The following is a 23334-nucleotide window of genomic DNA, read 5'->3' as shown; positions in this document are numbered from 1 at the left end:
AGTATGTGCTTATCAACTTAGCAAATCATTAAATCATTTTCCACTTGAAGGAGTGTTCATCACATGTCATTAAGAGAAGAAGCATTACATATGCACAAAGAGAATCAAGGCAAACTCGAATCAAAATCAAAAGTACAAGTGAAAAATGCGAAAGACTTGAGCTTGGCTTATTCACCTGGTGTTGCAGAACCATGTAAAGATATTTATGACGACACAAGCAAAGTGTATGATTATACAATGAAAGGCAATATGGTCGCTGTTGTCACAGACGGAAGCGCTGTTTTAGGACTTGGAAATATCGGTGCAGAAGCATCTCTTCCAGTAATGGAAGGGAAAGCTGTATTATTCAAAAGTTTTGCAGGCGTAGATGCCTTCCCAATCGCGCTTGCAACAAACGATGTAGACAAAATCGTTGAAACAGTGAAGCTTCTTGAGCCGACTTTTGGCGGTGTGAACCTTGAAGATATTGCAGCGCCTAACTGCTTTATCATCGAAGAGCGCTTGAAAAAAGAGACAAACATTCCAGTTTTCCACGATGATCAGCACGGAACAGCGATTGTGACAGTAGCAGGACTTGTGAATGCACTGAAGCTATCTGGAAAATCCATGTCTTCAATTAAAGTAGTGGCAAACGGCGCCGGAGCAGCAGGAATTGCGATTATCAAACTTCTTTATCATTTCGGTGTACGTGATATCATTATGTGTGATACGAAAGGTGCTATTTACGAAGGCCGCCCGAACGGTATGAATGCAGTGAAAAACGAAGTAGCTAAATTCACGAACCAAGACCGTAAAGAAGGTTCATTAGAAGAGGTCATTGAAGGCGCAGACGTCTTTATCGGGGTTTCTGTAGCAGGCGCTTTAACAAAAGAAATGGTTGGAAAAATGGCAAAAGATCCTGTCATCTTTGCTATGGCTAATCCAAATCCAGAGATCATGCCAGAAGATGCACATGCAGCAGGAGCAAGTGTTGTAGGAACTGGCCGTTCTGACTTCCCGAACCAAGTGAACAACGTACTGGCATTCCCAGGAATTTTCCGCGGAGCATTAGATGTACGTGCAACTCACATTAACGAAGAAATGAAAATCGCAGCTGTTGAAGCAATTGCGTCTCTTGTTTCAGATGAAGAATTGTCAGCTGAATATGTCATCCCTGCACCATTTGATGCACGCGTAGCACCAGCGGTAGCAAAAGCGGTGGCAAAAGCAGCAATGGAAACTGGCGTTGCAAGAATCAAGGTCGACCCAGAAGCTGTCGCTGAAAAAACAAGAAAATTAACGATTATCGGCGAATAATCAACTGGAAAAGTGTGCACGTTCTTTCTGAAACTGGAGAAAAACGTGCACCATTTCCTCTCTTACGCGAAAATTTTTTCATCCGGAATGAGATTTTTTTGTAGACGTTCACAATTCAAACATATCAACTGCTCAGCGCCCCAATCACATACTCATTTCTCATCAATTCCCCACTGAAAAAATTGAATGAAGGATGACAGCGTTTGACAAAAAAAGTACAATAGTTTCGGTACAGTTATGACATGTCCTATAATAGTGGATGTGCGTGTAAAGAAAAAACCCTTCAAAAAGGGAGGTAGTCATTTGTCAATCAAGAATATTTTCAGTAAAAAGAAAAAATATGCATCTGTACCCTCTGAACAGGCAAGTCAAGATGTGCCTGAAGGCATCATGACCAAATGTCCGCAATGTAAAAAAATAATGCTCACCAAAGAACTAGATAAAAATTTACGTGTTTGTATGAATTGCGGCAGACATTTGCAAATGAATGCAAAACAGCGTATTGAAAGCCTTGTAGATGAAGGCACATTTGAAGAATTTAACGGGCACCTTATTTCATCAAACCCGCTCGGTTTCCCAGGCTACGAAGAAAAGCTTGAGAAAGACAGAGAAAAAACATCTTTGAATGAAGCCATTGTCACAGGTAAAGGTGAAATTGAAGGCCAAAGTGCTGTGATTGCTGTCATGGATGCCACGTTCCGTATGGGCAGCATGGGATCCGTTGTTGGTGAAAAGATCACGCTGGCGATCGAGAAAGCAAAAGCGGACAAGGTGCCATTTATTATCTTTACTGCTTCTGGCGGAGCGAGAATGCAAGAGGGAATTCTCAGTCTCATGCAGATGGCAAAAACAAGTTCAGCATTAAAACTGTTCAGCGAGGATCAAGGTTTGATTATCTCAGTGATGACGAACCCAACAACTGGCGGTGTATCAGCTAGTTTTGCGTCTCTCGGTGATTACAATTTTGCAGAACCTGGTGCTTTAATTGGTTTTGCAGGCCGCAGAATCATTGAACAAACGATTCGTGAAGACCTGCCAGAGGACTTCCAGACGGCTGAATTTTTAATGAAGCATGGACAGCTTGATGCTGTGATTCATCGTGCAGAAATGAAAGAAACACTAGGCCGAATCTTAGCACTACACAGCACAGGAGGTGAACGAGAGTGGCTGGAGAACTAGAATTTGAAAAACCTGTCATTGAACTTCGAGCGAAAATTGATGAACTGAAAAAGTTCACACAAAACTCAGAAATGGATTTAAGTGCAGAAATTGAGCGCCTTGAAACACGTCTGAGTAAGCTTGAAGCAGACATTTATACAAATTTAAAGCCGTGGGACAGAGTGCAGATTGCTCGGCATGCGATGCGCCCAACAACTCTCGATTACATTCAAGAGCTGTTTGACAACTTTTTCGAATGTCACGGTGACCGTTTTTATGGTGATGATGAAGCGATCGTTGGAGGAATTGCCACGTTTAAAGGGCTTCCTGTCACGGTTATTGGCCATCAGCGCGGTAAAGATACAAAAGAAAACTTGCGCCGTAATTTCGGAATGCCTCATCCAGAAGGCTACCGTAAAGCGCTGCGCTTGATGAAACAAGCAGATAAATTTAATCGCCCGATCATTTGCTTTATTGATACAAAAGGAGCTTATCCTGGTAAAGCAGCTGAAGAGCGCGGACAAAGTGAAGCAATTGCGAAAAACCTATTCGAAATGGCAGGACTTCGTGTACCAGTTGTCTGTATTGTCATTGGAGAAGGCGGAAGCGGCGGCGCACTAGGCTTAGGCGTAGGAAACCACCTATTCATGCTAGAAAACTCAACATATTCAGTGATTTCACCTGAAGGTGCAGCAGCACTGCTCTGGAAGGACTCATCACTTGCGAAAAAAGCTGCAGAATCAATGAAAATTACCGCTCCAGACCTAAAAGAATTAGATATTATAGATGATGTTATTAAAGAAGTGCAAGGTGGAGCACATCGAGACGTGAAACAACAAGCAGCTTACATGGAAAAAACATTAAAACAGTCACTTACATCTTTGCTCAAACTAACGCCTGAAGAACTAGTCGAACAAAGATATGAAAAATACAAAGCAATCGGGAAAGTCTCGATTGAAAATCAATATATTGGGGTAAACTAAATAAACGTACAGCCTTTTTGGCTGGCGTTTATTTTTTTCATCTTTTTTCATGAAAACCGTCTTCATGTAAGCGCTATTTGAAAATAATTTTCTTTTGTTTTCATAAAATTTGAAACGTCTGAAAACCTTGACATGACAAGGTTTATAGCACTTGCCTTTACAGATTTCAGAGAGATTTGCTTTCAATACGTTCTTAACTTTTGTTTAAAAACGGTTTATTTAATTGTATAATAAGTACGGTTTTAGAAATTCGTATTGAAAACATCCAAATTTGCTCATGATTGTTTTCAAGCAGTGGAAATGGTATGTTTAATTCATATATGGTCTCTGAGGTGAAAAAGATGAAGCGTATAGGAGTTTTAACAAGCGGTGGGGATTCCCCAGGAATGAATGCAGCTGTGCGCGCAGTTGTAAGGAAAGCAATTTACCATAATGTTGAAGTTTACGGTATTTATAATGGATACTCAGGTCTAATTAACGGTAAAATTGAGAAACTCGAAATAGGTTCAGTAGGCGATATCATTCATCGTGGAGGAACAAAACTTTACACGGCAAGATGTCCTGAATTCAAGACAGTTGAAGGTCGTGAAAAGGGAATTGAAAACTTAAAAAAATTCGGTATTGAAGGACTTGTAGTCATTGGTGGAGACGGGTCATTTATGGGAGCAAAGAAATTAACAGAGCTCGGTTTTCCATGTGTAGGTGTTCCAGGCACGATTGACAACGATATTCCAGGTACTGATTTTACTATTGGCTTTGATACAGCACTGAATACTGTCATTGATGCCATTGATAAAATTCGTGATACAGCCACATCTCATGAACGTACATACGTAGTGGAAGTAATGGGAAGACATGCTGGTGATATTGCCCTTTGGTCAGGTCTTGCGGGCGGAGCCGAATCTATTTTGATTCCTGAAGCAGACTATGACATGGACGAAATTATTGCTAGGTTAAGAAGAGGTCACGAACGCGGCAAGAAGCATAGTATCATCATCGTTGCAGAAGGCGTAGGCAGCGGTGTTGAATTTGGTAAGCGGATTGAAGAGGAGACAAGCCTTGAAACACGTGTATCTGTCTTAGGGCATATTCAGCGCGGAGGTTCTCCGAGTGCGTTTGACCGTGTACTGGCAAGCCGTTTAGGAGCATATGCAGTCGAGCTTCTTCTTGAAGGACAAGGCGGACGCTGTGTAGGCATTCAAAGCAATGAACTCGTTCATCACGATATTTTAGAAATCTTAGATAAAAAACATACAGTCGATAAAAATATGTACCGACTTTCACAAGAGCTCTCTATATAAAACGAGAAGACCTTAGGAGGAACAGTAATGAGAAAGACAAAAATCGTTTGTACAATCGGTCCAGCAAGTGAAAGCATTGAAAAGCTGACTGAATTGATTGAAGCAGGAATGAATGTAGCCAGACTAAACTTCTCCCATGGAGATTTTGAAGAGCATGGTGCACGCATTGAAAACATACGTAAAGCAGGTAAAACATTAGGCAAGGACATTGCGATCCTTCTAGATACAAAAGGTCCAGAGATCCGTACACGTACAGTTGAAAACGGCTCAATTGAGCTAGTCGCTGGTGCTGATCTTATCGTGAGTATGGAAGACATTGTTGGAAATACGGAAAAAATTAGTGTGACATACGAAGATTTAATTCATGATGTAGAAGTAGGTTCAACGATTCTATTAGATGATGGTCTGATTGGTTTAGAAGTAAAAGAAATTAACAAGGACCGCAAAGAAATCGTCACTAAAGTCATGAATACAGGCACGCTCAAAAACAAAAAAGGCGTCAACATACCTGGCGTCAGTGTGAACCTGCCAGGTATTACAGAAAAGGATGCCAATGATATTCTGTTTGGAATTGAACAAGGCGTCGATTTCATCGCAGCTTCTTTTGTGAGACGAGCTTCTGATGTTCTTGAAATTCGTGAGCTTCTTGAAAAGAACAATGCGACTGATATTCAAATCATCCCTAAGATTGAAAACCAAGAGGGTGTTGATAACATCGACGAGATCCTTGAGGTATCTGACGGTTTAATGGTTGCGCGTGGAGATCTTGGTGTAGAGATCCCGGCAGAAGAAGTACCGCTTGTTCAAAAAATGCTGATCAAAAAATGCAATCGTTTAGGCAAGCCTGTCATTACAGCGACTCAAATGCTCGACAGCATGCAGCGTAACCCACGTCCTACCCGTGCGGAAGCAAGTGACGTGGCAAATGCTATTTTTGACGGCACAGATGCGATTATGCTTTCTGGTGAAACAGCAGCAGGAACATATCCAGTAGAAGCCGTACAAACAATGCATAACATTGCATCACGTTCAGAAGAAGCACTAAACTATAAAGCCATTCTTTCTCGCAGAAGCGAAGAAGTAGAAGTCAGCATTACAGACGCGATCGGTCAATCTGTTGCACATACAGCAATGAAGCTTGATGTAGCAGCGATTGTGACCCCGACGGAAAGCGGACATACAGCAAGAATGATTTCAAAATATAGACCAAAAGCACCAATCGTAGCAGTTACTGCAAACGAATCAGTGGCGAGAAAGCTTTCACTCGTATTCGGTGTATTTGCAAAGAGCGGATCAAAAACGACATCTACTGATGAAATGCTTGAGAATGCAGTAGAAAAGTCAATTGAAACAGGCTATGTAAGACACGGCGATTTAATTGTCATTACAGCAGGTGTGCCAGTTGGTGAAACAGGTACGACGAACTTAATGAAAGTATATGTTGTCGGTGACATCATTGCGAAAGGTCAAGGGATTGGCCGTAAATCTGCATTTGGACCGGTTGTCATTGCACAAAGCGGAAAAGAAGCAGAAGAAAAAATGTACGATGGTGCGATCCTAGTTGCAAACTGCACAGATCGTGATATGATGGGAGCTTTAGAAAAAGCATCTGCCCTTATCACAGAAGAGGGCGGTTTAACAAGCCATGCAGCAGTTGTTGGACTAAGCCTTGGTATTCCAGTGATTGTTGGTCTTGACAGCGCCACGACACTTTTAAAAGAAGGCGAAGAGATTACAGTAGATCCAGCACGCGGAGCGATCTACAAAGGCCGTGCGAGCGTCCTTTAATTCATCCAAGAGGGGAGTTGTCTGACTCCTCTCTTTTTTTATGTTACACTAAAAAAAGTAAACAGCTTTCGATGAAAGATACCCCATGAGGTGATATGGTTGAAGAAATATTTTCTACTATTATTAATTCTGTTCCCTGCGGTGGAAATTAGTTTATTTTTAATCTCAAGTAAAATCATTGGCATTTTGCCAACGATGCTGCTCATCGTGCTGACAAGTGCCTTAGGTGCTTATTTTGCAAGAAAACAAGGGATAGAAGCCTTCCAAAAAGTGCAGCGAGATTTGCAATATGGCAAGATGCCAGGGGGAGCGATTGTCGATGGTTTTTGCATTCTAATCGGCGGTCTGCTGCTGCTCATTCCAGGCTTCTTATCGGATCTCATTGGGGCTTTGCTGCTCATTCCGGTGACTAGAAAGGGAATCAAGCCGCTCTTTGAACGCTGGCTTAGAAACATGTCTAATCGTAACCGCTACACGATCATTCGTTAAAGAGACCTTCAGGCTGAAGGTCTCTTTTATTTTTGCATGCCATACCGAATGTACTCATAAATATCTCTGAAAACTCCTGCATTACGGAATGCCTGCCACACGACAAGTGAGGCAGGGCCAATCACAAGTCCAAGAAAACCAAACCATTTTAACCCGACAAATAGCGCCACAAGCGTTGCTAAAGGATTAAGTCCGATGGATTTGCTTAAGACTTTTGGCTCTGATATTTGTCTTTGAATGAGGACGACAATATACAAAATGCCCAGCCCAATGGCAAGGGAAAGATTTCCTGTCATAGCAGAATAAATGATCCACGGTAGAAAAACAGTGCCGCTCCCGATATATGGAAGTAAATCGACGAGCCCAATACATAAAGCAATCACAAGGGAGTGCTCAACTTTTAAAATGATGAGTCCAATCAATACAATACCAATCGTCATGGCCACAAGTAGGAGCTGGGCTTTCATAAAGCCGGTAATGGCTTTTTTGATTTCAGATAAAATGGCGCGTGTATGCTGCATCCATTTTGCGGGAAAGATACGTGAGCCATATGTTTTTAACGTAAACCAATCTTTCGTGATAAAAAAAGTTGCCAGAGCAGAAAATAACAGAGTGGCTGCTGCATCAGGCAAAAGACCTAAAAACGCTGGAATAAGCTCGAGTGTTTTCGAAAGAAAAGTCCCGATTTTTGCGGCCGCTTCATCACCGAGTGCTTGAATTTGTCCCAAAATCGATTCCTTTTGACCTGCTTGAAGCGTATTAAATTGGGCCGTCATATCATGATATAAAGGCAGAATCTTGTCTGTGAAAAATTGCTCTAAAATACCAATCATTTGATCAAGATGGCCAGGCAGCACTTTTGCCAAATAAGCACTTCCTGAAATGATTTCCGCAACTAAAAGCGTCATTAACCCGGCAGCTGCGACTAAAAAGAGCAAGAGCACAATGACCACAACAAATCCTCTCGGCATTCCGGTGATCTCTTCGATTTTGCATACGGCAGGATGAATCAAACAAGACACAATAAGGGCAATCCAAAAAGGATATAAAAACGGAAAAGACTGATATAAAAAGACAACAGCAAAAACAGCAATGCTGATCATCATCAAACTTCGCAAAAAAATGGCCACATAGGCGTGATTCACACAATCCCCTCCAAAAAACAAGCATGTCCGATACTTCATTTTATTCAAAAAGATTAGTAATATGAAAAGGTCGCAATAAAAAGAAAGAAAGGAGCGGCGTATGTTTACTCAAGCAAATTTATTTTTGGTACTTTTACTCGTTATTGCACTTATTGCAAAAAACAATTCGTTAATTGTAGCGGTATCTGTGTTGATCGCGATTAAGCTGATTGGCCTGGATCAAAAAATTTTCCCGGTTCTCCAATCTAAAGGCATTAATTGGGGAGTCACTGTTATTACCATTGCTGTGCTGGTCCCGATTGCAACAGGTGACATTGGATTTAAGCAGCTTGGAGAAGCGATGAAATCTTCCTATGCTTGGATAGCTCTTGGAGCGGGTATATTAGTAGCATTAATTGCAAAAAACGGGATTGTGCTACTCGAAAATGATCCGCATATTACGGCAGCGCTTGTGTTCGGTACCATTTTGGCAGTCAGCTTATTTAAAGGAGTGGCTGTTGGGCCGCTTATCGGGGCAGGAATTGCTTATTTGGCGATGCAGGCTGTGAAATTTTTCAGCGGGTGAAAAGAGAGTGGTTCCTGCCACTTTCTTTTTTAAATTTTTTCTTGCGTGAGCTTTTGCAAAAAAACATAATTAAATATATTAAAAGAAGCAAAATCCCTTTATTCCATGCCTGATATGGGAGACTGGAAAAAAAAATATCAAAAAAAATTATAGTTAAACATTTAACAAATGTCTGATTATTGTTTATAATGGGAATAGGCTTAATTTTGAACTCATTGATCACACAAGAGATATGAGGCTAAAAGCGCTCTAACCGTATAGGTAAATGTAAGCATTTTCTTTTCTGAGCCTGTTATCTTATTCGGATTGGATAGCGCTTTCAAAAAGTGAGAATTCTGCAACGAAGGGGAATCTTTTTAAAAAGGGGAGATTGAACATGACAGCAACAAGAGGTCTTGAAGGTATCGTGGCAACAACTTCATCCGTAAGCTCAATTATTGATGATACTCTTACTTATGTAGGGTACAATATCGATGATTTAACTGAAAAAGCTACATTCGAAGAAATTGTCTACCTGTTATGGCACTTAAAGCTGCCGAATGAGCAGGAGCTGAGTGGATTAAAACAGCAGCTCAATGAAAATGCTCAGATTCCGCAAGAAATCATTGAGCATTTTAAATCTTATTCGCTCGATGGGGTTCATCCAATGTCTGCGATTCGTACAGCAGTATCTTTACTAGGTTTACTCGATGACGAATCAGAGATTATGGACAAAGAAGCGAATTACAGAAAGGCGATTCGCTTACAGGCGAAAATTTCTGGACTAGTCGCTGCGTTTTCACGCATTCGCAAAGGACTTGAGCCTGTACAGCCAAAAGAAGAATACAGCTATGCTGCAAACTTCTTGTATATGCTAAATGGCGAAGAGCCGTCACCAGTAGAAATTGAAGCCATTGATAAGGCACTTATTCTACATGCGGATCATGAATTAAACGCATCGACATTTACAGCACGTGTATGTGTTGCTACACTATCAGATATCTACTCTGGTGTGACAGCGGCGATCGGTGCGCTGAAAGGACCGCTTCATGGCGGCGCTAATGAAGGCGTGATGAAGATGCTTTCAGAAATTGGCGAAGTTGAAAACGTAGATTCCTATATTCATGGTAAGCTAGAGAAGAAAGAAAAAATTATGGGCTTTGGCCACCGTGTATACCGCCAAGGTGACCCGCGTGCAAAGCATCTAAAAGAAATGAGCCAGCGTTTAACAAACCTCACTGGCGAGCCGAAATGGTATGAAATGTCTGTTCGCGCAGAGGAAATCGTGACATCAGAGAAAAATCTTCCACCAAATGTTGATTTTTATTCTGCATCTGTATATCACAGTCTTGGCATTGATCATGACTTGTTTACACCAATTTTCGTGATCAGCCGATTCTCTGGATGGATTGCTCACATTCTAGAGCAATATGATAACAACCGACTCATCCGTCCAAGAGCTGATTACATTGGACCTGATCTTCAAACCTTTGTTCCGATCAGTGAAAGAGACTAATGTTTATAGAATAAGCGGGGGCTGATTTCAAAAGGCCAATCAGCCTCTATATCAACAAAAAACGAATCACGTGAAAAACTTTTTTGCTTGCAGACATCAAGCCAAGAAGTTTCAAATATTCACTACATAACCTGGGAGGTAATATCATTGTCACAAGGCGAAAAAATTACAGTTACTGGCGGCGTATTGAATGTACCAAATAATCCAATTATCCCGTTTATCGAAGGGGACGGAATCGGTCCTGACATTTGGAAAGCAGCATCAAGAGTACTTGAAGCAGCTGTAGAAAAAGCATATAAAGGTGAAAAGCAAATCACTTGGAAAGAAGTATATGCAGGTGAGAAAGCTTACAATAAAACTGGAGAGTGGCTTCCTGAGCAAACGCTTGAAGACATTCGTGAATACTTAATTGCGATTAAAGGACCACTAACAACTCCAATTGGCGGAGGAATCCGTTCATTAAACGTGGCACTTAGACAAGAGCTTGATTTATTCACATGCTTACGTCCTGTTCGCTGGTTCAAAGGCGTACCTTCTCCTGTGAAACGTCCAGAAGACACAGATATGGTGATCTTCCGTGAGAACACAGAAGATATCTATGCAGGTATCGAGTATGCAAAAGGTTCAGACGAAGTGAAGAAGTTAATTGACTTCTTGAAAAACGAATTAGGTGTGAACAAAATCCGTTTCCCAGAAACGTCAGGTATCGGAATCAAGCCAGTTTCTGAAGAGGGTACATCCCGTCTTGTCAGAGCGGCTATCCAATATGCAATTGACCAAGGCCGTAAATCTGTGACGCTTGTTCACAAAGGAAACATCATGAAATTTACAGAAGGTGCCTTCAAAAACTGGGGCTACGAAGTGGCTGAAAAAGAGTTTGGCGACAAGGTCTTTACATGGGCACAATATGATCGTATTGTAGAACAAGATGGAAAAGATGCGGCAAACAAAGCGCAAAGTGAAGCAGAAGCTGCTGGCAAAATCATTGTCAAAGACAGCATTGCAGATATTTTCCTTCAACAAATCCTAACTCGTCCAGCTGAGTTTGATGTTGTGGCTACAATGAACTTAAATGGAGATTACATCTCTGATGCACTTGCAGCACAAGTTGGTGGAATTGGTATCGCACCAGGTGCGAACATCAACTACGAAACAGGACACGCTATTTTTGAAGCAACTCACGGAACAGCACCAAAATATGCTGGTCTTGATAAAGTGAATCCATCTTCTGTTCTTCTATCGGGCGTGCTTTTACTTGAGCACCTTGGCTGGCAGGAAGCAGCTGATCTAGTGATTCAATCTGTTGAAAAAACAATTGCATCTAAAGTCGTCACATACGATTTTGCTAGATTAATGGATGGCGCAACAGAAGTGAAATGTTCTGAGTTTGCTGACGAGCTCATCAAAAACTTGTCTTGATTCTTAAACTTTAAAGTTAAAGGGGAAAAAGGAAATGGCAAACAAGCGTAAAAAAGTATCTGTCATCGGAGCAGGTTTTACTGGAGCAACTACAGCATTTCTAACGGCTCAAAAAGAATTAGCGGATGTCGTATTAGTTGATATCCCGCAGCTTGAAAACCCAACAAAAGGGAAAGCTCTTGATATGCTGGAAGCAAGCCCTGTTCAAGGCTTCGATGCGAACATTACAGGCACTTCTAACTACGAAGATACAGCCGGTTCTGATGTCGTGGTCATTACGGCAGGAATTGCAAGAAAGCCGGGAATGAGCCGTGACGATCTCGTGTCCACAAATGAAAAAATCATGCGCAGCGTGACACGCGAAATCGTTAAATATTCTCCAGAAGCCATTATTGTTGTGTTAACAAACCCTGTTGATGCAATGACATATGCAGTTTATAAAGAATCAGGATTACCAAAAGAAAAAGTCATTGGACAATCGGGCATTCTTGATACAGCACGTTTCCGTACGTTTGTTGCTCAAGAATTAAACCTATCTGTCAAAGATGTGACGGGCTTTGTCCTTGGTGGACATGGCGATGACATGGTTCCGCTTGTTCGTTACTCTTATGCAGGCGGTATCCCGCTTGAAACATTGATTCCAAAAGATCGTATTGATGCGATTGTTGAAAGAACAAGAAAAGGCGGCGGCGAAATCGTAAACCTATTAGGTAACGGTAGTGCCTATTATGCACCTGCTGCTTCACTAGTAGAAATGGTTGAGGCGATTCTAAAAGATCAGCGCCGCGTCATCCCAACGATTGCATACCTTGAAGGTGAATATGGCTACGAAGGCATTTACCTTGGAGTACCAACAATCGTAGGTGGAAACGGCCTTGAGCAGATCATTGAGCTTGAGTTGACAGAAGAAGAAAGAAGTCAGCTTGACCGTTCTGTTGAATCTGTTAAGAACGTCATGAAAGTATTGTCTTAATATGAAAAAAAGAAGGCTTCTCTTATGAGGGGCCTTCTTTTTGTTTACAAAACAAATCTTGTCGAAATTTTAAATTGTCCTCTTGTTAAGCTTTCGTTAAAATGAAAGAGAAAGCATGACTTCTCGCTTTTCACATAAGATACAAAAAAACGGATGCAGGGGAAATCACTAATTGGAGGCACAACATGAATAAAAAAATATTAGTTGTGGATGATGAAGAATCGATTGTAACACTTCTAAGCTATAACCTTGAAAGGGCGGGCTATGATGTCGTCACAGCAAGAGATGGCGAAGAAGCGCTTGAAAAAGCAGCAAGTGAACAGCCTGATCTCATTGTATTAGATTTAATGCTTCCGAAGATGGACGGCATTGAAGTGTGCAAACAACTGAGAATTCAAAAAATGATGTTCCCTATTTTAATGCTGACAGCAAAGGACGATGAATTTGATAAGGTGCTCGGCCTTGAGCTTGGAGCCGATGATTACATGACAAAGCCATTTAGTCCTAGAGAAGTGGGTGCTCGGGTAAAAGCCATCTTGAGAAGAGCGCAGCAATCTCAGCCTGTCCCCGCGCAAGAGGAGAAGGAAGAGATCATTGCAGACCAAATCAAAATTGGTGAACTGCGCATTTTACCAGAACACTACGAAGTCTACTTCCAAGAAGAACGCCTAGAGCTTACGCCGAAGGAATTTGAACTGCTGCTTTATTTGGCCAAGCATAAAGGACGTGTCCTCACACGTGATCTGCTGCTAAGTGCCGTTTGGAATTATGACTTTGCAGGTGACACTCGTATTGTGGATGTACATATCAGCCACTTGCGGGACAAAATTGAAAAGAATACGAAAAAACCAACATACATTAAAACCATTCGCGGCTTAGGCTACAAATTGGAGGAGCCAAAGCCAAATGAGTAAAATTAGAACCCGTCTGTTTTCGGGCCTTATTTTTCTCCTTTTTATTGTGTTTGTTGCACTTGGCCTTTTTTTGGATCACATGTTCCATGTCTTTTATGAAACAAAATTAACGGAACGAATGGAAAATGAATCGAGCTTTCTTCTTTCTTCCATGGATGGTGATGATCTGCAGGCGAAGCAAAACAAGGAGATCCTCAATCAGGCAAAGCAGCATCTTGATATGAATGCATCAATTGTGGACCTGAAGGGGAATATCATACATACAACAGGTCAAGCGGAGCAAAGGGGCATCATTCAAAACACACTGAACAATGAACGCCTTCAAACAAAAGGCGTCGTCATTGAGGATGAGAAGGATGCGCTGTTTCATTACGCCGTCCCTATCCTGAAACAAAACAAACCGGTGGGCTATTTATTTCTCCATGCGTCATTCCAGCCTTTAAATGAAATTGACGGCCAGCTTTGGCTCGCATTAGCCGTTTGTCTTGGCTCGGCGATTATTATTATCGTTTTCTTTGGATACCGCATGTCGATGAAATATGTAAAACCGATAGATTATGCCACAAAGGTAGCCAAACAGCTGGAACGCGGGAACTATGATACCAATCATTATGAAGAGCTCATCATCGAAACAAGTGAGCTTAATACATCAATGAAGCGCCTGGCAGAAAGCCTTCAAGAAATGACAAGCACTGGGGAAATGCAGCGGGACCGTCTGCAAACAGTCATTGAAAACATCGGAGCAGGAATTATTTTGATTGATAAGATGGGATATATCAACCTAGTCAATCGAACCTTCCGCAAGCAGTTTAAAGTGCAAAAGCACATTTACATGCACAAGCTGTATCATGAAGCATTTACTCATGAAGAAATTATTGAGCTGATTGACGAAATTTTCATGACAGAAACGAAGGTGCGGAAGTTTTTACGCCTGGCCGTTGACATTGAACGGCGCTACTTCCAGGTGGATGGTGTTCCCATTTTAAGTACAGACGATGAATGGAAAGGAATTGTCCTTGTATTTCATGACGTGACAGAAACAAAGCAGCTTGAGCAGATGCGAAAAGATTTTGTCGCCAATGTGTCTCACGAATTAAAGACACCAATTACGTCGATTAAAGGATTCTCCGAAACTCTTCTTGATGGAGCGATTGATGACAAAGAAGCGCTGACACAATTCCTTTCCATCATTCTAAAAGAGAGTGTCCGTCTCGAAACTCTCATTCAAGATTTACTCGATCTTTCCAAAATCGAGCAGCAGCATTTCAAACTGAATATTCAAGACGCCAATGCGACAGAAATCATTCAAGAGATTGAAGTCCTTTTAAAACAAAAGGCCGCAGAAAAAGGCATTCAATTACAAGTGCGAATCCCGAAAGAGCCTGTCTATGTGATGGCAGATCCGCTGAGGTTAAAGCAAATCTTCCTCAATCTCGTGAACAATGCCCTTACCTATACACCAGAGGGAGGGAGTGTCACCATTTCGGCAAGACCGCGGAAAGGCGCCTATGAATTTGATGTAGCAGATACAGGAATCGGCATGAAGAAAAGCGAGATTCCAAGAATATTTGAGAGATTTTATCGAATTGATAAAGATAGAAGTAGAAATTCAGGCGGTACAGGACTTGGTCTTGCCATTGTCAAACACCTTGTGGAGGCGCATGAAGGGACGATTTCGGTCCATAGCAAACAAGGTAAAGGAACGACTTTTACAGTGAGCCTAAAATCAAAATAGGGAAAAAAGGAAAGTCACGTTAAAATTTACATGATCTTTACAATGGATTCATGTTTAGTTAAACAATCATTGGTAGGATGAATAGGAACCCCTTCATCCAAGGAGCCAATTTTGTAAGGACGAAAACACTTGTTGTTTTCGTCCCTTTTTTTATGCAGGTTCGACTATTTTCTTTTCAAAATAAACTTTGATAAAATGATGATACAATGTGTGAAAGAGACGGCTGAAATGGCTCAGCCGATGGAGGATTAAAACATGACAGACAAAAAGAAATTAGTACTAGTGGATGGAAACAGTCTCGCATATCGAGCCTTTTTTGCATTGCCGCTATTATCAAATGATAAAGGCGTCCATACAAATGCCATTTATGGCTTTGCGATGATCTTAATGAAGATGCTCGAGGACGAGAAGCCAACCCATATGCTTGTCGCATTTGATGCGGGAAAAACAACGTTCCGCCACGAGACATTTAAAGAATATAAAGGCGGAAGACAAAAAACGCCGCCAGAGCTATCAGAACAAATGCCGTTTATCCGTGAACTATTAGATGCCTATCAGGTGAAAAGGTACGAGCTTCCTCAATACGAGGCAGACGATATTATTGGGACATTGGCTGTGGAGGCAGAAAAAGACGGCTTTGAAGTCAAAATTTTCTCAGGAGATAAGGACTTAACGCAGCTCTCAACAGACCATACGACGGTAGCAATTACGAAAAAAGGCATTACAGAAGTAGAATATTACACACCGGCTCATATTGAAGAGAAATATGGCCTGCGCCCAGATCAAATCATCGATATGAAAGGTTTGATGGGAGATTCCTCAGATAATATCCCAGGGGTGCCAGGTGTAGGTGAAAAAACAGCGATTAAATTGTTAAAGCAGTTTGAAACGGTTGAAAACCTGCTTGAACATATTGACGAAGTCAGCGGGAAAAAACTCAAAGAAAAGCTTGAAGAATATAAAGAGCAGGCAGTGATGAGTAAAAAACTCGCAACGATTCTTGTAGAAGCGCCAATTGATGTATCAAGCAAGGATCTCGCATATGAAGGTCCTCATATGGATCAAGTGATCTCTCTTTATAAAGAACTAGGCTTTCAAACGCTGCTAGAACGTCTAGGAGAAGCACCAGAAACAGGTGAACAGGTCGAAGTAGAAGCATTAGAAGTGAAAAAAATGACCGAAGTAACGGATGAGATGCTGACAGATCATGCCGCCCTTGTGGTAGAACAGCTTGGAGATAATTATCATGAAGCAGATTTGATTGGTTTTGCGATCCATAATGAAAATGGTGCGTTTTTTATCACGAAAGAAGATGCACTTCAATCAGATGCATTTAAACAATGGGTACAGGATGAAACGAAGAAGAAATGGGTCTTTGATTCAAAAAGAGCAGTTGTCGCCCTCAGATGGCATGATGTCGATCTAAAAGGTGTCGATAACGATGTTCTGCTCGCTTCCTATGTCGTCAACCCTCAGAAATCGTATGAGGACGTCGCAAGTGTGGCGAAGGAATACGGTCTTAACATCGCTCTTTCTGATGAAAAAGTGTACGGAAAAGGAGCAAAGCAGGCGATTCCACCTGAAGATGAACTGAAGGAACATCTTGGGCGAAAAGCAGCGGCGATCTCTGCTCTGCATGATTTAACACTTGAAGCGCTAGAAAAAAATGATCAGCATGAACTATATGAAGACTTAGAGCTGCCGCTTGCCCTCATCTTAGGTGAAATGGAATCCCTTGGCGTAAAGGTAGATATTGAGCGCCTAGAAAAGATGGGTGAAGAGTTAACGAAAAAGCTGAAAGAATATGAAGAAACCATTCACCGCTTAGCAGGTGAAACGTTTAATATCAATTCTCCTAAACAGCTTGGCGTGATTCTTTTTGAAAAATTAGGCCTGCCGATTATTAAAAAGACAAAGACGGGCTATTCGACATCTGCGGATGTTCTTGAAAAGCTTGAAGATAAGCACGAGATCATTCGGTCCATTCTGCATTACCGCCAAATTGGAAAGCTCCAATCGACCTATGTGGAAGGCTTAATGAAAGTAACGCGCAAGGATACCCATAAAGTGCATACACGATTTAATCAAGCGCTCACGCAAACAGGAAGATTAAGCTCAACAGATCCCAACTTGCAAAATATCCCGATTCGTTTAGAGGAAGGACGAAAGATTCGTCAAGCATTCGTCCCTTCAAAAGAAGGCTGGCTCATGTTTGCTGCTGACTATTCTCAAATTGAGCTGCGTGTACTCGCTCATATTTCTCAGGACGAGAATTTGATCGAAGCGTTTACGCAAGATATGGATATTCACACAAAGACAGCGATGGACGTGTTCCATGTCTCAGAAGAAGAAGTGACTTCCTCTATGAGAAGACAAGCCAAGGCAGTCAACTTCGGAATTGTATATGGAATCAGTGACTATGGATTATCTCAAAATCTTGGGATCACAAGAAAAGAAGCAGCTGCCTTTATCGAACGCTATTTAACAAGCTTTAAAGGCGTGAAAACCTATATGGAAGAGATCGTGCAGGAAGCGAAACAAAAAGGATATGTCACGACGCTTCTCAAACGCAGAAGGTATATCCCGGATATCACAAGCCGTAATTTTAATATCAAAAGCTTTGCCGAACGAACAGCCATGAACACACCGATCCAAGGAAGTGCAGCTGATATTATTAAAAAAGCCATGATTGATATGGCGCGAAAGTTAAAAGAAGAAAACTTGCAGGCAAATCTTTTATTACAGGTGCACGATGAATTGATCTTTGAAGCACCGAAAGAAGAAATTGCCATACTTGAAAAAATTGTCCCTGAAGTCATGGAAAATGCACTTCAGCTAGATGTGCCGCTAAAAGTTGATTTTGCTTCAGGCCCATCTTGGTACGACGCAAAATAATAGAGAGAGAAAAAGGAGCGGGGAGCATGCCGGAATTACCAGAAGTTGAAACCGTCCGGCGCACACTCAAGCGGTTAGTCGAAGGAAAAACGATTGAAACGGTCGATATTAAATGGCCAAATATCATCAAACGTCCTGGGGAGCCGGAAGAGTTCGCAAGAAGGATGGTAGGAGAAACAATACAAACCATTGAAAGAAGAGGGAAGTTCCTGCTCTTTCATTTAGACCATTACGTGATGGTCTCCCATTTAAGGATGGAAGGGAAATACCGTGTACATGAAGCGCATGAGCCATACGATAAACATGTCCACGTCGTCTTTACGTTTACAGACGGTACTGAGCTTCGGTATCATGATGTGCGTAAATTTGGCACGATGCATTTATTTCAGCCGGGTGAAGAAGAAAAGGAACTCCCGCTCTCACAGCTGGGATATGAGCCTTTTGATGATCAATTCACTCCGGAATATTTATGGGAGCAATTGAAAAAAACATCCCGTGTGGTCAAAACAGCGCTGCTTGATCAAAAGATTGTCGTGGGACTAGGTAATATTTATGTAGATGAGGTTTTGTTTAAAGCAGGCATTCATCCAGAAACAAAAGCGAATCAGCTCAGCCTTGAATCGTGTAAAGTGCTTCACAGGCATATTATCGATACACTTCAAGTGGCGGTAGATGCAGGAGGCAGCACGATTCGATCATATATCAATTCACAAGGTGATATTGGAACATTTCAGTTGCAGCTTCTTGTGTATGACCGGCGGGGAGAGCCTTGTCAAACATGCGGAAGCATCATTGAGAAAAAAGTAGTCGGAGGGCGCGGCACTCATTTTTGTGTGACCTGTCAAAAACGTCCTCAATAAAAATCAGCCATCAGCATGCTTCCTTTTTGCTGTGCATACGATAAAAAACATTCATTTTTCAGCAAGGTGTAGACTGACACACAGCCCACCTGCTCTTCATATAGTGAAGAAGAGTCTAAGGACGCCTAGAGACTCTTGATCATCGTTGCATGAACAGAAAGGAAGAGTTCAGGTATGATTTCGATTTCGCTCCTGTTTTTAGCTATTGCAGTCAGTATTGACAGCTTTTCTGTAGGCTTTACGTATGGCCTTCGTAAAATGAAGATTCCATTTAAAGCGATTGTCATTATTGCATGCTGTTCAGGGATTGTGCTGCTCATTTCCATGCTGATTGGCAGCCTGCTGACGACATTCCTCCCTGTCTCAGTGACAGATAAACTTGGTGGAGGCATTTTGATCGCCATTGGACTTTGGGTCCTTTATCAATTTTACAAACCAGCGAAAGAGCGTGATTTGCTTCTTCATGAAAAGACATTGCTCAATGTGGAAGTGCAATCGCTTGGTCTTGTCATTCAAATTTTGCGAAAGCCGACAAGTGCAGATATTGACCGTTCTGGGACGATCAATGGAATGGAAGCGGTGCTTCTTGGGATTGCTTTATCCATTGATGCATTTGGCGCAGGGATTGGCGCTGCGATTCTAGGCTTTTCTCCAATTGTCATGAGTATCACTGTGGCCGTGATGAGCTCACTCTTTGTGTGTATCGGGCTCCGTGCCGGTCATTACTTGGCCAATTGGCGCTGGATCGATAAACTTGCATGCTTACCAGGGCTTCTGCTCATTTTAATTGGGGTGTGGAAGCTGTAAAGGAGGAAATCAATTGACGCTTGTCATTGGATTAACAGGCGGGATTGCTAGTGGAAAAAGCACCGTCTCGCAAATGATAAAAGAGCAGGGCATCAGGGTCGTGGACGCAGATGTCATTGCAAAAGAAGCGGTTGCTAAAGGTACACCAGCTCTTCAACAAATCGTTCAAGCCTTTGGTGAGGATGTTCTCCTGCCAAATGGGGAGCTGAACCGGCAGCAGCTTGGAGCCATCATTTTTTCTGATGAAGAGAAAAGAAAGCAGCTGAATGCGATTGTTCATCCTGAAGTGAGAAAAGAAATGCTCAAACAGCGAGATGAAGGGGTTAGTCAGAAGGAAACCTTCGTTGTCCTCGATATCCCGCTTTTATTTGAAAGTCAGCTGGAAAGCCTCGTCGACCGCATCATTGTGGTGTATACAACGCCCGAATTGCAGCTGTCGCGGCTCATGAATCGAAATGACCTTAGCGAGGAAGAAGCGCTGAATCGTATTCACTCTCAGCAGCCTCTTGAGGAGAAATGTAAAAAAGCAGACCGCGTGATAGAGAACACACAAGATCTCGCGTTTATTAGAAAGCAATTGCAGAACATATTAAATGAATGGGAACATACAGATAAGTAAGAGTACATACACGTACTCTTCTTTTTTTATGCTTTATTCTGATTTCCTTTGAAAAGAACAGCCCTTTTTAGAAAATATACGTTTATATACTGGCAATTACATTCTAATGTGATATACTAATTTCATAAATAAATTTATTGAGTATAACACATAATAGAGGAGTGACCTGTTCATGAAGGTAAAAGCAGCGATCAATGGGTTTGGCAGAATTGGACGCATGGTCTTCAGAAAAGCAATGCTTGATGATCAAATTCAAATTGTAGCGGTGAACGCAAGCTATCCTGCCGAAACGCTAGCACATTTAATTAAATATGATACAAATCATGGACGTTACGAATGTGATGTGACAGCAGAAGATGACGCCTTGATTGTGAATGGCAAAAGAGTTCTTTTGCTTAATAATAGAGACCCAAAGCAGCTTCCATGGGGAGAGCTTGGGATTGATATCGTCATTGAAGCAACAGGTAAATTTAATTCAAAAGATCAAGCGATGGGCCATATAGATGCCGGAGCGAAAAAAGTCGTTCTAACAGCTCCAGGTAAAAATGAAGACATTACGATTGTGATGGGTGTCAATGAGGATGATCTTGATCCTGAAAAGCACGTCATTATTTCAAACGCATCTTGTACAACAAACTGTTTAGCACCAGTTGTGAAACTGTTAGATGATGAATTTGGCATCGACAATGGTTTAATGACAACGGTTCATGCTTATACAAATGATCAAAAAAATATCGATAACCCGCATAAGGATCTGCGCCGGGCGAGAGCATGTGCTCAGTCCATTATTCCAACTACGACGGGTGCCGCTAAAGCGCTTTCTTTAGTGCTTCCGCACATGAAAGGGAAATTACATGGACTTGCACTTCGCGTACCAGTTTCCAATGTGTCGATGGTTGATCTTGTCGTTGACTTGAAAAAAGATGTGACAGCAGAAGAAGTCAATGCAGCCTTCTCGAATGCATCTAAAACATCTCTTGCCGGTATTTTAGATTACACAGATGAGCCGCTTGTCTCTACGGACTTTAACACAAACCCTTATTCAGCAGTCGTTGATGGACTGACAACGATGGTAATGGAAGGGAGAAAAGTGAAAGTTCTTGCATGGTATGACAATGAATGGGGTTATTCATGCCGAGTGGTTGACCTTGTAAAGTTTGTCGGCGCACAGATGAAAGAGCTGTCTGCTGTTTGAAATGAAGAAGACGATCGTCCCTTTTCAAGAAATGAGAGAAAATCCCACTAAAAACACAGCTTGCAAAATGGGTCTAAACAAAGTATACTATTTTTCGTGAACTTCTTGTTCGCAGACTCATTCGGGTATACTTAAAGGGTTAGGACCTCTTAGGACTAACTTTCCCCCGTGGTATATGTCCGGTCCGGCTGCTTAGAACTTCACTCTTTCATTCTTGTTTAAAGGGGGGTCCATGATGGAAACAATCGGACGTCACGTTATCTCCGAGCTATGGGGATGCGACTGTGATAAACTGAACGACATGGATTTTATTGAAAAAACGTTTGTAAATGCAGCTTTGAAATCAGGAGCTGAGGTAAGAGAGGTTGCTTTTCACAAATTTGCACCTCAAGGAGTAAGTGGAGTTGTCATTATTTCTGAATCTCATCTGACAATTCACAGCTTTCCTGAACATGGTTATGCGAGCATAGATGTTTATACTTGCGGTGACCTAGATCCGAATATTGCAGCAGATCATATCGGAGATGAATTAGGTGCTGAAACAAGAGAAAACATCGAAATTCCTCGAGGCATGGGACCTGTTCAAGTAAAACAGGCACAAGCCAAAGCACTGTAAACATAAAAAAGATTGCAATGGGAGCTGGCCAAAAGCATTGAATGCCTTTGTGTTATGCTCCTTTTTATATTTTTTTGATAAAAAATCCAACATTCCCCAGCTTGTCTATACTTTTGTTCTAGGAAAACAAAGGTTTTTTTTATAAAATAAAGAAAGAGGCATTATGGCAAAGGGGATACGTGTATGACTTTAAGACAAAAGTTTAAGCGATTCATGTCAAACCATACAGAAACATCTGACGAGCATCCAGTGTCAGAACTGAAAAGCCATTACTACAAATCGACGAATGCACAAGTTTTTCAAGCGGTGGAAACCATTCTTTCCCGAAGCGATTCTTATCAAGTGACATCTGTTTCAGCAGAACGAGGTGAAATCAGCGCAAACATACGATTGCCGAAAAAAGCCTTTCTCGTGGCGACTGTCATTTCAATTCGTCCTTTTGAAACAGCTGTCGATTTTAATGTGACAACAGAAACGGCCCTGCCAACAGATTTCGGCTATAGTCAAAAGACCGTTCTGTCCCTTTATGATGAACTAGACAAACAACTTCCAAGAATAGATCGGAGCTGATGAAATGAAATGTCCCACATGTCAGCACCTTGGCACAAGGGTGCTTGATTCAAGACCAGTAGATGAAGGGAAATCCATCCGTCGTAGAAGAGAGTGCGAAAGCTGCCAATATCGCTTTACGACGTTTGAAAAATTAGAAGAATTACCGCTGATTGTGGTGAAAAAAGAAGGGATTCGAGAAGAATTCAGCCGGGAAAAAATGCTGAGAGGACTCATCAAAGCGTGTGAAAAGCGTCCTGTCGCTTTAAAGCAGCTGGAGGATGTCTGCTTTAATATCGAAAAAGAACTGCGCAATCAAGGCATGTCAGAGGTGAAAAGCGAGCTTGTAGGTGAAATGGTCATGGACGAGCTGGCGAAAATTGATGAAGTGTCTTACGTCAGGTTTGCCTCGGTTTACCGGCAGTTTAAAGACATCAATGTCTTTATTGATGAATTAAAAGATCTATTAAAGAAAGAACGCTAAAAAGAGCTGGAGATTCTTCATGCTCTTTTTCCTGCGTAAAGCGTAAAA

At 41.7% G+C, this 23334-nt stretch carries 21 protein-coding genes; 20 read left to right on the top strand and 1 reads right to left on the bottom strand.

The genetic code is table 11. From position 1 onward, the window contains the following. The first annotated feature begins 63 nt into the window (after positions 1-63). From NSQ76_RS14100 to NSQ76_RS14075, 6 genes are all read left to right on the top strand, one after another. Entirely contained in the window at positions 64-1296 is a 1233-nt protein-coding gene (locus NSQ76_RS14100) for an NAD(P)-dependent malic enzyme (RefSeq protein ID WP_025092260.1), read from the top strand. A 303-nt stretch (positions 1297-1599) separates the two neighbouring features. Then, the gene (accD, locus tag NSQ76_RS14095) at positions 1600-2475 is read left to right on the top strand and encodes an acetyl-CoA carboxylase, carboxyltransferase subunit beta (protein ID WP_024424796.1); all 876 of its coding nucleotides are present in this window, start codon (positions 1600-1602) and stop codon (positions 2473-2475) included. After that, positions 2460-3437 carry an acetyl-CoA carboxylase carboxyl transferase subunit alpha gene (accA, locus tag NSQ76_RS14090; RefSeq protein ID WP_024424795.1) on the top strand — a complete coding sequence of 326 codons (978 nt, stop codon included), beginning with the start codon at positions 2460-2462 and terminating at the stop codon, positions 3435-3437. The genes accD and accA overlap by 16 nt, the downstream gene beginning before the upstream one ends. A gap of 341 nt (positions 3438-3778) precedes the next feature. Next, positions 3779-4738, top strand: coding sequence for a 6-phosphofructokinase (pfkA, locus tag NSQ76_RS14085; protein ID WP_024424794.1), 960 nt, complete (start codon positions 3779-3781; stop codon positions 4736-4738). A 27-nt stretch (positions 4739-4765) separates the two neighbouring features. After that, complete coding sequence (gene pyk, locus NSQ76_RS14080) at positions 4766-6526, top strand: pyruvate kinase (protein ID WP_024426143.1); 1761 nt, start codon at positions 4766-4768, stop codon at positions 6524-6526. A 99-nt stretch (positions 6527-6625) separates the two neighbouring features. Further along, a complete protein-coding gene (locus NSQ76_RS14075) occupies positions 6626-7015 on the top strand; it encodes an FxsA family protein (RefSeq protein WP_024424793.1) in 390 nt (129 codons plus the stop codon). Between the two features lie 26 nt (positions 7016-7041). Here the strand turns inward: NSQ76_RS14075 and ytvI are convergent, their stop codons facing one another. Then, positions 7042-8160 carry a sporulation integral membrane protein YtvI gene (gene ytvI / locus NSQ76_RS14070; protein WP_341054397.1) on the bottom strand — a complete coding sequence of 373 codons (1119 nt, stop codon included), beginning with the start codon at positions 8158-8160 and terminating at the stop codon, positions 7042-7044. Between the two features lie 100 nt (positions 8161-8260). On the opposite strand from ytvI, the gene NSQ76_RS14065 reads away from it, so the two are divergent. The 14 genes from NSQ76_RS14065 to nrdR all read left to right on the top strand — a co-directional run bounded on the left by NSQ76_RS14065 (position 8261) and on the right by nrdR (position 23286). After that, positions 8261-8725, top strand: a complete 465-nt coding sequence (locus NSQ76_RS14065; protein WP_024424791.1) for a DUF441 domain-containing protein — start codon at positions 8261-8263, stop codon at positions 8723-8725. Positions 8726-9101: 376 nt separating this feature from the next. After that, positions 9102-10220 (top strand): citrate synthase, encoded by a 1119-nt coding sequence (citZ, locus tag NSQ76_RS14060; protein WP_341054395.1) that lies wholly within the window; start codon positions 9102-9104, stop codon positions 10218-10220. A gap of 147 nt (positions 10221-10367) precedes the next feature. Further along, positions 10368-11639 carry an NADP-dependent isocitrate dehydrogenase gene (icd, locus tag NSQ76_RS14055; protein WP_024424789.1) on the top strand — a complete coding sequence of 424 codons (1272 nt, stop codon included), beginning with the start codon at positions 10368-10370 and terminating at the stop codon, positions 11637-11639. A gap of 34 nt (positions 11640-11673) precedes the next feature. Beyond that, positions 11674-12612, top strand: coding sequence for a malate dehydrogenase (gene mdh, locus NSQ76_RS14050; RefSeq protein WP_008356047.1), 939 nt, complete (start codon positions 11674-11676; stop codon positions 12610-12612). 185 nt (positions 12613-12797) lie between these two features. Next, positions 12798-13526 carry a response regulator transcription factor gene (locus NSQ76_RS14045; protein WP_024424788.1) on the top strand — a complete coding sequence of 243 codons (729 nt, stop codon included), beginning with the start codon at positions 12798-12800 and terminating at the stop codon, positions 13524-13526. Further along, positions 13519-15261 (top strand): two-component system histidine kinase PnpS, encoded by a 1743-nt coding sequence (gene pnpS / locus NSQ76_RS14040; RefSeq protein WP_024424787.1) that lies wholly within the window; start codon positions 13519-13521, stop codon positions 15259-15261. Before NSQ76_RS14045 ends, pnpS begins: the two co-directional genes overlap by 8 nt. 255 nt (positions 15262-15516) lie before the next feature. Then, positions 15517-18156, top strand: a complete 2640-nt coding sequence (gene polA / locus NSQ76_RS14035; RefSeq protein WP_024424786.1) for a DNA polymerase I — start codon at positions 15517-15519, stop codon at positions 18154-18156. A 26-nt stretch (positions 18157-18182) separates the two neighbouring features. Further along, entirely contained in the window at positions 18183-19016 is an 834-nt protein-coding gene (gene mutM / locus NSQ76_RS14030; protein WP_101676775.1) for a DNA-formamidopyrimidine glycosylase, read from the top strand. Between the two features lie 174 nt (positions 19017-19190). Beyond that, a complete protein-coding gene (gene ytaF / locus NSQ76_RS14025) occupies positions 19191-19823 on the top strand; it encodes a sporulation membrane protein YtaF (RefSeq protein WP_025092255.1) in 633 nt (210 codons plus the stop codon). A 13-nt stretch (positions 19824-19836) separates the two neighbouring features. Further along, the gene (gene coaE / locus NSQ76_RS14020) at positions 19837-20442 is read left to right on the top strand and encodes a dephospho-CoA kinase (protein WP_025092254.1); all 606 of its coding nucleotides are present in this window, start codon (positions 19837-19839) and stop codon (positions 20440-20442) included. Between the two features lie 172 nt (positions 20443-20614). Beyond that, entirely contained in the window at positions 20615-21637 is a 1023-nt protein-coding gene (locus NSQ76_RS14015; protein ID WP_024425707.1) for a glyceraldehyde-3-phosphate dehydrogenase, read from the top strand. A gap of 235 nt (positions 21638-21872) precedes the next feature. Then, positions 21873-22253, top strand: coding sequence for an adenosylmethionine decarboxylase (gene speD / locus NSQ76_RS14010; RefSeq protein ID WP_003216492.1), 381 nt, complete (start codon positions 21873-21875; stop codon positions 22251-22253). A 183-nt stretch (positions 22254-22436) separates the two neighbouring features. Then, positions 22437-22823 (top strand): hypothetical protein, encoded by a 387-nt coding sequence (locus NSQ76_RS14005; protein ID WP_024425708.1) that lies wholly within the window; start codon positions 22437-22439, stop codon positions 22821-22823. A gap of 4 nt (positions 22824-22827) precedes the next feature. After that, positions 22828-23286 carry a transcriptional regulator NrdR gene (gene nrdR, locus NSQ76_RS14000; protein WP_003216720.1) on the top strand — a complete coding sequence of 153 codons (459 nt, stop codon included), beginning with the start codon at positions 22828-22830 and terminating at the stop codon, positions 23284-23286. The last annotated feature ends 48 nt before the right edge of the window (positions 23287-23334 follow it).

Source organism: Bacillus sp. FSL M8-0256 (assembly GCF_038005765.1).
In the GTDB taxonomy this organism is placed as follows: Bacteria; Bacillota; Bacilli; order Bacillales; family Bacillaceae; genus Bacillus; species Bacillus safensis.
This window is presented reverse-complemented; position numbering and strand designations above follow the sequence as displayed.